12 protein-coding genes are annotated in these 12,570 nt (G+C 62.7%); 1 reads left to right on the top strand and 11 read right to left on the bottom strand.

Going from position 1 to position 12,570, the window contains the following annotated elements; genetic code table 11:
* Positions 1 to 511: 511 nt before the first annotated feature.
* The 11 genes from BDD21_RS27710 to ltrA form a co-directional block, all read right to left on the bottom strand.
* A complete protein-coding gene (locus BDD21_RS27710) occupies positions 512 to 652 on the bottom strand; it encodes a hypothetical protein (RefSeq protein WP_170164642.1) in 141 nt (46 codons plus the stop codon).
* A gap of 1 nt (position 653) precedes the next feature.
* Complete coding sequence (locus BDD21_RS03380; protein ID WP_211334968.1) at positions 654 to 2,558, bottom strand: Na(+)/H(+) antiporter subunit D; 1,905 nt, start codon at positions 2,556 to 2,558, stop codon at positions 654 to 656.
* Positions 2,551 to 2,871 carry a hypothetical protein gene (locus tag BDD21_RS03375; protein WP_120795940.1) on the bottom strand — a complete coding sequence of 107 codons (321 nt, stop codon included), beginning with the start codon at positions 2,869 to 2,871 and terminating at the stop codon, positions 2,551 to 2,553. The genes BDD21_RS03380 and BDD21_RS03375 overlap by 8 nt, the downstream gene beginning before the upstream one ends.
* Positions 2,868 to 4,349 carry a proton-conducting transporter transmembrane domain-containing protein gene (locus BDD21_RS03370; protein WP_120795939.1) on the bottom strand — a complete coding sequence of 494 codons (1,482 nt, stop codon included), beginning with the start codon at positions 4,347 to 4,349 and terminating at the stop codon, positions 2,868 to 2,870. The genes BDD21_RS03375 and BDD21_RS03370 overlap by 4 nt, the downstream gene beginning before the upstream one ends.
* Positions 4,346 to 5,842: a monovalent cation/H+ antiporter subunit D family protein gene (locus BDD21_RS03365; RefSeq protein WP_211334967.1), complete on the bottom strand. Its 1,497-nt coding sequence runs from the start codon at positions 5,840 to 5,842 to the stop codon at positions 4,346 to 4,348. The genes BDD21_RS03370 and BDD21_RS03365 overlap by 4 nt, the downstream gene beginning before the upstream one ends.
* Positions 5,843 to 5,865: 23 nt before the next feature.
* Positions 5,866 to 6,219: a cation:proton antiporter subunit C gene (locus BDD21_RS03360; RefSeq protein ID WP_120795938.1), complete on the bottom strand. Its 354-nt coding sequence runs from the start codon at positions 6,217 to 6,219 to the stop codon at positions 5,866 to 5,868.
* Positions 6,219 to 7,250, bottom strand: a complete 1,032-nt coding sequence (locus BDD21_RS03355; RefSeq protein WP_211334966.1) for a DUF4040 domain-containing protein — start codon at positions 7,248 to 7,250, stop codon at positions 6,219 to 6,221. The genes BDD21_RS03360 and BDD21_RS03355 overlap by 1 nt, the downstream gene beginning before the upstream one ends.
* A gap of 20 nt (positions 7,251 to 7,270) precedes the next feature.
* Complete coding sequence (gene mnhG / locus BDD21_RS03350) at positions 7,271 to 7,624, bottom strand: monovalent cation/H(+) antiporter subunit G (protein WP_211334965.1); 354 nt, start codon at positions 7,622 to 7,624, stop codon at positions 7,271 to 7,273.
* Position 7,625: 1 nt separating this feature from the next.
* Positions 7,626 to 7,922, bottom strand: coding sequence for an MrpF/PhaF family protein (locus BDD21_RS03345; protein ID WP_120795937.1), 297 nt, complete (start codon positions 7,920 to 7,922; stop codon positions 7,626 to 7,628).
* A complete protein-coding gene (locus BDD21_RS03340; protein WP_120795936.1) occupies positions 7,919 to 8,440 on the bottom strand; it encodes a Na+/H+ antiporter subunit E in 522 nt (173 codons plus the stop codon). Before BDD21_RS03340 ends, BDD21_RS03345 begins: the two co-directional genes overlap by 4 nt.
* Before the next feature lie 930 nt (positions 8,441 to 9,370).
* The gene (gene ltrA / locus BDD21_RS03325; RefSeq protein ID WP_120795935.1) at positions 9,371 to 10,705 is read right to left on the bottom strand and encodes a group II intron reverse transcriptase/maturase; all 1,335 of its coding nucleotides are present in this window, start codon (positions 10,703 to 10,705) and stop codon (positions 9,371 to 9,373) included.
* A 1,246-nt stretch (positions 10,706 to 11,951) separates the two neighbouring features.
* Here ltrA and BDD21_RS03315 point away from each other — a divergent pair.
* Positions 11,952 to 12,221, top strand: a complete 270-nt coding sequence (locus tag BDD21_RS03315; RefSeq protein WP_120799717.1) for a BrnT family toxin — start codon at positions 11,952 to 11,954, stop codon at positions 12,219 to 12,221.
* Positions 12,222 to 12,570: the final 349 nt, after the last annotated feature.

Raw genomic sequence — 12,570 nt, 5'->3', positions numbered from 1 at the left:
TCCGTTTACTTAATTCCCTAAGACGAGATGCTTCGGATCGGTTAGAACACGAAGTGACGTTTCCGTGGCGAGAGATTGACCGACCGATGGCGAGACTTCCAAGAGTGGTCGTCCCGGGGCTTCCACATCATGTGACCCAGCGCGGGAATCGACGCCAGCGGACGTTTTTTGGCGACGAGGACTACGCCGGGTATCGGCACTTGCTGTCGACGTCCTGTCGAGCGTGTGGCACGCAGGTGCTTGTCTACTGCCTCATGCCGAATCATGTGCACCTGATCCTGGTCCCGACCGATGAGTTCGGTTTGCGCGACGCGCTGGGCGAGGCGCATTGTCGCTATATGATCTCCGACTGGCGTCGCTTCATCGGAGAGCCTGACGCTACGGACATCGCCCACCTTCTGCACGCGCATGCCGGCACCTGTCGCCCGCTTGGCCCGGATTCCTTTGTCGAAGCTCTGGAGGAACGCCTCGGTCGCCCTCTCAAGCGACAAAAGCCGGGGCCGACACCCTTTCAGAAAGGAACAGCTCCCTCGCCGAAGGGCAAGAAGAACGGATAGGGTGGCCGTTCAGAGACCTGGTGGCCGAGGGCCTGGGCCTCGCGATCGATGCCGTTCTTGCCGCCCTTGTTGTCAACGACGGCGATGATGGTCATGTCAACGGATATAGAGCAGCAGGCTGCAACCGAGCATCAGCGCCACCCACAGCACCATGCTGCCGGTCGGGCGGGTGCGTGCAAGAAATCCGTGGGGCCCGTGGTGGGCGTAGAGCCGGGTGATGAAGCGGCGGATCGCGCGCAACGCCGATTGCTCCATGCCGTCGCGGGCGTTGGCGGTGCGGTTCGTGAACTCGTCTCCCAGCGAATGAAAAAACCGGCGGTAGAACCAGTCGAAGTCGAGGCTGATAGTCCGCGTGCGCTTCATCTGATCGAGCATGACGAAGAACGCGAAGCCGGCGAACAACAGCAATTGCAGTTGGGTCAGCACGTGCTCAACGGTATAGGGCTGATAGTCCACCGGATAGGGCAGGATGGCGTAGAGCAATTGCGGGAACAGGCCGATGGCGATGCACAGGAACGAGAACAGCCACATCGCGTTCATCATGTGCGCGGGCGGCTCCGGTGGGCGCAGCCCGGAGTCCTTCTGGAAGAACACGAACCACGGGAACTTGATGCCGGCATGCAGGAAGACCCCGGCCGAGGCCCCCAGCAGCAACAGCCAGACGATTAACAGCCCCTCGTCGGCCGCGGCGGAGGTCTCCAGCGACTTGGTCACGAAGCCCGAGGTGAACGGGAACGCCGAGATTGCGAGCGCCCCGATGATGCCGTTGATAGCCGTCAGCGGCATGGTCTGAAACAGCCCGCCGAGGTCGGTGCACTTGCGCTTGCCGGTCATCATCAGCACGCTGCCGGCGGACATCAGCAGCAGCGCCTTGTAGATGATATGGGCGAAGGCGTGGGCGGCGGCGCCATTGAGCGCCAGCGGGGTGCCGATACCGATCGCGCACACCATGAAACCAACCTGATTGACGATGCTGTAGGCCAGGATGCGCCGCATGTCGTTCTCCAGCAGCGCATAGATGATGCCGTAGAACACCATATACAGCCCGATCCAGATCAGGACCTCAGTACCGGGGAAGACCACCAGCAGCGCGAACACGGCGGTCTTGGTCGTGAATGCCGACAGGACCACCATGCCGCTGGGCGTAGCCTCGGGATAGGCGTCGGCGATCCACGCGGATAGCGGCGGAGCGCCGGCATTGACCAGAAAGCCGATCAGGATCAGGATCGCTGGCAGGCTGTCTGCCGTCAGCACGGTGATCGCGATCTCGCCGGTCGCGGCCACCAGCGCAGTGATGCCTGCCATCAGGACGACGCCACCGAGCAGATGGATCAACAGGTAGCGGAAGGCTGCGCGACGGGCGGACTCGGTGCCGGCGGCATAGACCACCGCGGTGGAGCCGAGCGCCATCAGTTCCCAGAACACGAATAGCGTGACGAAGTCCCCGGCGAAGGTCACGCCGATCGCCGAGCCGGCATAGACCAGGGTCGCCGTGGTCTCCAGCGTGTTCGCGCGACCCAGGCCGTACAGGCCGCCTGCAAAGGCCATGATCGCAAACACAGTCGCGAACAGCCGCCCGACCGCGGTGTAATGCACCGGGTCGAGCGCGAGGCCCAGGAAAGGCACGCTTAGGCCCGCGTCCGCCGGCACCAGCCAGATCAGCACCAGTGTCACCAGCGGCAGGCCGAGGATCAGCATCCGGCGGGCATCCCCGCGGGTGAACGGAAGCAGCGCGGCACCGAGCACCATCACCAGTCCGGGCGGGGGGACGAACAGCCCGGTCCCGGCCAGGGTCAGCAACAGCAGCGTCGGCAGGGTCAGCGCGAGCATGAGCTGCGGATGCTGCTCGCCGTATGCGTTGATCGCCCGCAGGAACTCCCGCGGTGCCTCGGCCAAGGCGGCCGGACTCACCGCGGAAACGTCCAGGCGCGCCGCGATCATCCGTTGCAGCCCGGCCTTCAGGGGTGCGAGGAACGCTACTCGCGCGGGCCGCTCAATCATCGTAATAGCGATCGTCGCGCTTCAGGAAGATGCCCAGCACCTTCGCCAGTGCCACCATCGCTGCGCAGGCAATGAAGCCATACCAGGCGAAGAAGCCGGGACTCATGTCCAGGCTGAACACCGCCGGGGAGAAATGGCCGTGGGTATGAATGAAGATATCCGGCGACACGACCAGCACCAGCAGCCCAATCTGCGCCGCCCAGAGTCGGGGCCAGTTCTCGGGTCGATACAGCCAATGCCGCTGTTCGGATTGGGGGTCGGATTGGGGGTCGGATTGGGGGTCAGCTTGGCGTTCGTGTTCGGGTTCGTTCATGGGGCTGGGACCTCGAGCAACTGGCCGGCCAGATTCAGCGGGATCTGGTGAAACAGGAACAACGCCAATGTCAGCGTGGCCGTGGTCGTCAGGGCGATGACGATCGGTCGCGGCGCCTCACCGTGGCTGGCGGTGTCATCGACTTCCGGTCGCGAGAACGCGCTGTAGACGATCGGCAGGAAATAGGCGGCATTGAGCAACGTCGATAGAACGATCACCGCCACCGCCAGCAACTGCTCGGTCTGGAACGCACCGATGAGCATATACCACTTGGAGAGGAACCCGGCGGCTGGTGGCACGCCAATCATCGACAACGTGCCGATCGTGAACGCACCCATGGTCCAGGGCATCCGCCAGCCGATCCCGCGCAGTTGCGAGATCTCGGTCTTGTGCGCCGCGGTGTAGATGGCGCCAGCGGCAAAGAACAGCGTGATCTTGCCGAACGCGTGGGCGGCGATATGCAGCGCCGCGCCCATCACCGACAGTGGTGCCAGGATCGCCGCGCCGAGGATCACGTAGGACAACTGGCTCACTGTCGAATAGGCGAGGCGTTTCTTTAGATTGTCCTGTCGCAGCGCGATGATCGACGCGACGATGATCGTGAAGGCGGCCAGATACAGCAGCCATTCGCCCCGGGGTACGCCCTGCAGGGTCTCGATGCCGAAGATATAAACGATCACCTTGACCACGGTGAAGACCCCGGCCTTGACCACGGCGACCGCATGCAGCAGCGCGCTGACCGGCGTCGGTGCGACCATCGCCGCCGGCAGCCAGCGATGCATCGGCATCAACGCAGCCTTGCCGATGCCGAACATAAACAGCAACAGCAGCAACCCGAGCAGCGGCCCCTCCAGGTGATCGGCCAGGATGCCGCCGGGCAGGAAATCGGTGGTGCCGGCGAGCCACCAGGTCCAGATGATCGCCGGCAGCAGCAGGCCGATGGAGGATCCCAGCAACAATCCGAGATAGACGCGACCGGCATCCCGCGCGGCCTGGTTGCCCTTGTGCGTCACCAGCGGATACGTCGAGAGTGTCAGCACCTCGTAGAAGATGAACAGCGTCACCAGGTTGGCCGAGAACGCGATGCCCATTGTTGCCGCCAGCGCGACGGCGAAGCAGACATAGAAGCGGGTCTGATGTTGCTCCTGATTGCTCCGCATGTAGCCGATGGAATACAGCGAATTGATCGGCCACAGGATCGATGCGACCAGCGCGAACAGCATCCCGAGCGGCTCCACCTTGAACGCGATCGCGATCCCGGGCAGCAGTTCGCGGAAGACCCATTCGGGGCGCGCTCCACCGAGTACCGCCGGCAACAGGCCGAGCACGACCAGCAGCAGCAAACCGGCGGTGACCAGCGTCACGGCCTCGCGCAGGTTTGGTCGCTGGCCGGTCAGCGCGATGCCGATCGCACCGAGCAGCGGCAGCGTCAGCGCCAGTAAGATCAACAGCGCATTCCAGTCGAACGGCGGATTCATTGCGGCGCCCCGAACAGACCGTGGGCGGCATCGCCGGCGACGCCGACGGTGAGGCTGGAGTCGATGCCGAAGTAGAGGTTGGCAAAGACCAGCAGCCAGATTGGAATCAGCAGCCCGGCGGGTGCCTCGCGGACCGCCGCGGCGCCCGCCGGGCGCTCATTGAAATAGGCCGCTTCGACCACGCGCCAGATATAGAGCACGGCGATCAGGGAACTCAGCAGCACCAGCATGACCACCGGCCACCAGCCGTGCTCGATGGCGGCCAGGATCAGGTACCACTTCGACAGGAAGCCCACCGTCAGCGGCACGCCGATCAGGCTCAGCCCGCCGACGACGAAGGCTGCCATGGTGAGCGGCATCTCACGCGCGATCCCGGCAATCGCGTCGATGTCGGACCGACCGATGCGATAGAACAGGGCGCCGAGTGCCAGGAACAGCGCCCCCTTCATCAGTGCGTGGTTGAACAGATGCAGCAGCCCGGCGGTGAGGCCGGTGACATTCGCCATCGCGATCCCCAGCAACATGTAGCCGATCTGCGCGACCGAGGAGTAGGCCAGCATGCGCTTGAGGTCATGCTGGAACACCGCGACGACCGAGGCGATCAGCACCCCGGCGGCGGCCAGCGGCAACAACAGCCACTCCAGGTGCATCTCATCGAACGCGAACCGCGCGCCGAAGACCGTATAGATGAAGCGGATCATCGCGTACAGCGCCACCTTGGTCGCGGTCGCGGCGAGGAAGGCCGTGACCACCGATGGCGCAAAGGTATAGGCATTGGGCAGCCACAGATGCAGCGGGAACATCGCGAGCTTCAGCGCGAGGCCGACGGTGATGAAGGCAAACGCGGTCTTTACCGTGCGGGTCTCTCCGAGTTCCGGCACCCGCTCAGCGAGGTCCGCCAGGTTCAGCGTACCGGTCATTACGTACAGCAGGCCGACGCCGATGATGAAGAAGGTCGCGCCGATGGTACCCATGATCAGGTATTGATAGGCTGCGGTCAGCGCGCGGCGGTCGCGACCGAGGCTGATCAGCGCATAACTCGACAGCGACGATATCTCGAGCAGCACGAACAGATTGAAGGCATCACCGGTAATGGCCATGCCGAGCAGCCCGGCGAGGCAGAGCAGCAGCAGCGTATAGGCGAGTGGCTGCAGCGCCGGGTCGATCTCCTGCGCGATGCTTTGGCGGGCATAGGGCATGACGACGGCCGCGATCAGCGACACGATCAACAGCACATAACCGGCGAGGCGATCCACCACGTACTCGATGCCCCAGGGTGCCGGCCAGTCGCCGAACGCGTAGTGAAGCACGGCGCCGTCCCGGACCTGCCAGAGCAGGAGCAGGCTGATCGCAAGCCCCAGCCAGGTGACCAGTGTCGCGAGTGCCCAGGCCAGGCGGGCGCGCCCGAGCAGCAAACAGAGCGGCGCGGCCAGCAACGGCAGCACCACCTGCAGTGCGGGCAGGTTTTTCAGCAACGCGAACGTGGACAGCATGGCGATTTCGATTGATATGGGACTCAGCGGGGTTCGTCCTGTGCCTGGATGTCATCCTCCTCGATGGTGCCGTAGGCCGCCTTGATGCGCACCACCAGGGCCAGCCCGAGCGCGGTGGTCGCGACCCCGACGACGATGGCCGTGAGGATAAGCACATGGGGAAGGGGATTGGAATAGATCGCCCCGTCGTCATGCACGATCGGAGCGGTGCCGCCGATGACCTTGCCCATCGAGATGTAGAGCAGGAACACCGAGGACTGAAAGATGTTCAGGCCGACGATCTTCGCGATCAGATTGCCATTGGCGATGACCACATAGAAGCCGGTCATCATCAGGAAAAAGACAACCCAGTAGTTGAAATGGCCGAGGAGTTCCATTACTGGCTCTTCGGCGGCTCTTCCAGACGGGAGAAAAAGGCATAGAACAGGGCCAACATCACCGCGGCGACGGTGATGCCCACACCGAGTTCGATCAGCATGATGCCATAGTGCTGACCATGCACGGGATCATGAGCGAGCACGTTGTAGTTCAGGAAATTCCCGCCACGCAGCATGCCAGCGATGCCGACCCCGCCGAACAGCAACACGCCGAGAGCCGCCAACGGCATCAGTACCCGCGGAGGGATCAGTCTCATCGCATGCCCCAGCCCATAGGTGATGGCGTACAGGATGATCCCGGCGGCGAAGATCACGCCGGCCTGAAAGCCGCCGCCTGGCCCGAAGTCGCCATGAAACTGCACATAGAGTGCAAATAGCAGGATGAATGGCACCAGGAGTCGGGCGATGACGCGGATGATGTCGTCCTTATCCGCCGTTGCCACCCCGGTCGCCGCCGGTTCGCGCCTGGGTAATCGCCACCACGGCCCGCGGGCCGGTCGCCCCGGCGCTGCCGTGGTGTCCCCGTCGGGGTCGGTATTCCGTCGCCGGCGCAGGCCGAGCAACACCATGACGCCGACGCCGGCGGTAAACACCACCGCGGTCTCGCCGAGGGTGTCGAAGCCGCGGTAACTGGCGAGTACCGACGTGACCATGTTGGGCATCCCGACCTCGGACGGCGAATCCTTAATGTAGCGATCCGCGACGTGATGATGGATCGGCGCCTGCGGGTCGCCGAAGGCGGGCATGTCCTGAGTACCCCAGACCAGCACCGCGCCGGTGATGATGACCACGGTGAGCGGCAGCGCTGGCGAATGGTTGCGCCGCACCTGCTGATGTCCCGTCACCGCCAGCGTCACGAGCAGCAACACCGTGGAGATTCCAGCACCGACCGCCGCTTCGGTGAAGGCCACGTCCACCGCATCGAGGCTGACGAAGATGCCCGCAGTCAGCAGGCTGTAGATGCCGAATAGCATGACCACCGCGTACAGGCTGCGCATCCGCAGCACCGCGATCGCGGTCGCGACCAGCATGCTGAGCAGCAGGATATCGATCAGGTAGACGATGTCGATGACGCCTCTCCCGCGGCTGCTGAACGGGCGGGTGCGCTCCAGGGCCGCAGGCCGGCATGCATCGCCGCGCGCGCCAGGACGTGGCTTGCGACCGGGCTGGTGTACCACAGGAACAACAGGATCAGTGCGAGCTTTGCAGTCACAAGCGACAGCCCGGCCTGCAGCATCAATGCCCCCAGGATCAGCCCGGCACTCAGGGTGTCGGTGACGCCGGCGGCATGGATGCGGGTGTAGAAATCCGGGAAACGCAATACCCCCAAAGCGCCGGAAAAACCCAGAAACAGGCCGCCGGCGAGGAGTAGCAGACTCAGGACATCGAGCAGCAGGTCAGCCACGTTACAAATCCTCCGGTCGCTTACCGTCGGCAACCCGCTCGACCACCTTGAGCACGGCGATCACGCCGATGAAGTTGATCAAAGCGTAGGTGATGGCGATGTCCAGAAAGTCCGGACGGTCGGTCAGGAAGCCGTAGACGGCGATCAGCAGCACGGTCTTGGTGCCGAACATGTTCGCGGCCAGCACCCGATCGAAGATCGTTGGCCCGAAGAAGCCGCGGGCCAGTGCCAGCACCATGATGGCCATGATCCCGAGGGCGGCGCCGGCATAGGCGACATGGTTCAGATCCCAGATCATGCGCTGTCGCCCTGGCTGTCGGCGTGGACCTTGGCATCGGGGGCGCGCTCGGCGTCAGTCACCCGCCGGTCCATCTCGCCGCCGCGCAACGCCTCAAGGCCGGCCTGCGTCAGCGCATGCACCTGCACCTCTCCGTCGCCGAGTTCGATCGCCACCGTGCCTGGGGTCAGCGTGATCGACTGGGCGTAGATCACGCGTCCGACGACGGTACGCTGACTCAACGGCAACACCGCGAGGCCGGGGCTGATCGGGAAGTGGCGGGGTTGCCAGATGCACCGGACCACATCGATATTGGACTTGACGATCTCGACCAGCAGCCAGCGCCAGTAGAATATCAACCGAAATACCAAGCCGAGGTTGCCAAGGTTCGTCGGGCTGCGGTCCATGCGCACACCCAGCCAGGCCGCGATCAGCGACGAGACGAGTCCGAGACCGAGCAGCAGAGGCTCATCCCACAGACCCGATAGCAGCAGCCAGAAGGCCAGAAGTCCCAAAAATAACAGAAAAGAGTACTGCACTTGATCGCTTGAATGTCGCTTGGCAGGGCGGGAAGGATAGGAAATCCAACCTTCTTCACCGAAATATCCCTTCGCCGAAGGGTACTGTCAAGTCTCAACGGAAGCCGCTTATGAGCAGCGGGGCCGCCCGGTTGCCCGAAATCAGGCAGTTCCAGGGACAATTTACTTGATTCCCTGGACGAGATGCTTAGGATCGGTTAGAACACGAAGTGACGTTTCCGTGGCGAGGGATTGACCGGCCGATGGCGAGACTCCGACGAGTAGTCGTCCCGGGGTTTCCACATCATGTGACCCAGCGCGGGAATCGACGCCAGCGGACGTTTTTTGGCGACGAGGACTACGCCGGGTATCTGCGCTTGCTGTCGACGTCCTGTCGAGCGTGTGGCACGCAGGTGCTTGTCTACTGCCTCATGCCGAATCATGTGCACACCTGATCCTGGTCCTGGTCCCGTCCGTGCGCGGCTCTGTGCACGACCGGAGGACTGGCCGTGGTCCGAGCGCCCGAGCCCATCTGGCAGGAGCGGACGACGATCTCGTCAGCGTGCGTCCGCTGTTGGAGCTGATATCCGACTCGGATCGCTTCATCGGCGAGCCTGACGCCACGGACATCGCCCACCTTCTGCACGCGCATGCCGGCACCGGTCGCCCGCTCGGCCCGGATTCCTTATGTCGAAACTCTGGAGCAACGCCTCGGTCGCACTCTCAAGCCAAAAAAGCCGGGGCCGAAACCATCGCGACGAGACTCTAACACCCGGGACCTCTTTGAGCTGCTGGAACGGAACTAGGTAAACGGAGAGTAAGCCGGGTCCTTGCCATCGGTTAGGCTGACGTTTGTGTTCTCTGTTTGCCGCCTGGTTTCCCGGCGGTGCCACATGATCTCGGCCATACGACGGTTCGTTCCCGGCTCCTCGCAGAACCGGACTTGGAGTGTTACACCATCCGGCTCCCAGCTTGAGTCTTCCACCAAGGGACGGGGTAGAGGTCGTGAATGATCCGCGCCGTCGGGAGCATGGGCTTGATGACCGCGTAGAAGCGCTTCCAGGTCAACGAACGCCGTTGGCTGCGCCGGTTGAGCCATTTGAACAACAGGCCCGTCGCGGCGTAGAGGTAACCCGATACGCCCCGGCTATTGCCGCTCACACCGTAATACTGGATGTGTCCGCGCAGATGCCGGATCAGGTATGCCACCATCGCCCGTCCGCCTTGCGCCCGCAGCCCGCGCAAGCGCTCGTTCAAGAGCGCGAGCTTCTTGCGCACCCGCTTGCCGTCGGTCTTGCGCCCGACGACGAAACGCCCCGTCCGGCTCTTCCCGACATAATGGGTGAAGCCGAGGAAGCTGAAGGTCCGCGGTTCGGACGTCTCCGCCCGCGTCCGACCCAGCTGGTCGCTGCCGAAACGCAGCAGTGCCGTTTTGCTCGGCTCGACCTCCAGATCGAACTGCGCCAGACGTGCGGTCATCTTGGTGAGAAAGGCCCGTGCATCGCCTTCGTGCTCGAAGCAGGCCACATAGTCGTCGGCGTAGCGAATCAGGTACGCCCGTCCCGTGCACATTCCCGCAAACCGTTTCTCGAACCAGAGATCGAGCACATAGTGCAGGTAGATATTGCTGAGCACGGGCGAGACCAGACCCCCTTGCGGGGCGCCCTCTTCACTGGCCGTGAACGCGCCGTCTTCCATGATGCCGGCCTTCAGGAACCGTCGCACGATCCGCAACAGATTGGGATCGCCGATGCGGTGCTCCAGGAATTCCATGAGGTGGGAGTGTGACAAATGGTCAAAGAACCCTTTGATGTCCGCCTCCACGAACCACTGCGTGCGCCCGTTGGTGATCACTTCGGCCACCCGGCGCAGCGCATCGTGCGCACTGCGACCCGGCCGAAACCCGAACGAACAGTCCCGAAACTCCGGTTCCCAGATGGCCTGAAGAATGCGGCTGAGGCGATCTTGGACCAGGCGGTCCTCGAAGCTCGGCACCCCCAACGGCCGATAGCGGCCATCCCCTTTCGGGATATAGGTGCGCCGCACCGGCAGAGGCCGGTACCCCAGACGGCGAATCCGTGCCGACAGATCCTCCAGACGCGCGTCCAGACCCACTGCATAGTCGTCCTTCCTGACCCCGTCGACTCCGGGCGCCTTGCGTCCGTTCTGGCGCTCGAAGCTTTCGCGCAGCCCTTCCGGGTCAAACAACATGCCCATCAGGGACGTGAACCGCGTGTGCGGTTCCGCGCGCGCCTTCAGTGTGAAACGCTCAAGCTTGCTGGTCACGGTCAGAGTCCTCTCGGTGTAGGGCCGTGTTTCACTCTTGCGTTGTCTCAAACCGCCACCCCTTTGCTCGACCCGCATTACCGGGCGTCACAGCTCGTATGGGTGGCTCCGACTTCCGCGCATCACCGCCCGTGTTCTTGCTTTCTACACTTGTTCACGGGTGCCCGCCTCCGGCGGACCGATGCGCGGATCTCCCTGGTGACCACGTGCTCTCGATGTCAGGCTCGATGTGGTCTCGGACCCCGGGGAGTTCCCGTGCCACTCGCCACAGCGCGTCACGGTCTGTTGCCTGCCGGGGGGACAAACCCGTCGGCACTCACCCATGTTCTTTTCGGGGCTCAATACCTTCAAGGTCGGCTCCACCCGTTACCCTTACACCTCGCCTGCTTTCGTGCCTACGCATCGACGCGCCTGTTACCAGCCGCGCCGCAAGGCTCGATACCGGGCTCGTGGCTAGCGATTACCCGGACGGGGGTCCCACCCGCTAGAATACGCAGCCTTGCCAGGCCGCACTGTCCCCGGAATTCCACCGTATCCGAAGCACACTGTCACCGCAATGCGTGTGTCGGCAGGGGGCGCCAGCGCCATCACCGCCTATAATGACACCGTCGATTCTCCATGTCGGACGCGCATCCTGTTCAAGGCTCGGACATGCATACGATCGTTGCTATCAAGCAGGAAGCCGACATAGCCAATGTCCGGATATCGGAACGCGCAGAGTGCGGGGCAGGGCGACCGGGAGGGCTCCGGATCAGAGGGCGATCGCCGGGCGATTTGCAGGGTTCGAAGGATGGCGGATCCTGGCGCTAACGGGGAAGCCCTGATGTCGGGTGACAGTTTGCTCAATTGCGGCTAGTGCTGTGGTGAGCTAAATCCTGTCGCCGGGATCGAGTGGCTGGAATGCGTCTGTTGGAGCATCGAACCGGAATTGAGTAAACTGCCCGTGGAATTGTCTACTCCGCAGCGGTCGAGGCGAAGGTTGCCAAGGCGACGAGGAGCACGAGGAAGCAGGGTGAGACTGAGGAAGGTCGCAGCTCGATTGATCTCCGCCGGATAAGGTGCGTTGCGTCGCCTGCGGCGACGTTTCGTGGGTGTCGAGGCACGAATCGCGAGAGTTTGCGTGGACTGAAAAGAGTATTCTGTGTGGCGAGAAACCGTGGTCCGTCCCTGGATTCCCCTCCAGCCTGCGCTCGCTCTGCTCACGACGGCTGAGCGGCAACGTTAGGTCAGCAGGCAACACTTGATCATGGATTTTGAATGGGATGAATCAAAAGCTGACGCTAACATCAGAAAGCATGGTGTCACATTTTGGGAGGCAACGGAGGTTTTCGGTGACGAACTGTCCTCTTTCGTATCCGATCCAGATCATTCGCAAGGAGAAGACCGTTTCCTCTTGTTTGGGAGATCACAAGGAGGTAGATATTTGGTAGTCTCCTTCACCGAACGCGCTGAGATTATACGAATCATCTCTGCGCGGCGCATGACGCCTACAGAGCGTAAAGCCTATGAGGAATGACCAAGAGATACGACCGGAATATCCTGCCGAACTGATTAAGTCCGGCACTCGTGGAAAATATGCTAGGCGATATCGTGAAGGCACCAATATCGTACTCATCGATCCAGAACTCAACAAGCTTTTCCCAAACGCTGAGGCCGTAAACCGTGCATTACGGGAATATGCTAAAGAACGCAAAATGCTGACCTAACAAGTTGCTCCACCGTGCGACCGGCGCCTTGATATCAGAAATGGGGTCAATACTTGACCCCATTCTCCGGTGCCCCCATTTTGCCCACTTGTGTCGCCTAACTGGCGAGCTTGACGCTAAGGACATCGCCCACCTTCTGCACGCGCATGCCGGCACCGG

The organism is Thiocapsa rosea (genome assembly GCF_003634315.1).
GTDB lineage: Bacteria > Pseudomonadota > Gammaproteobacteria > Chromatiales > Chromatiaceae > Thiocapsa > Thiocapsa rosea.
This window is presented reverse-complemented; position numbering and strand designations above follow the sequence as displayed.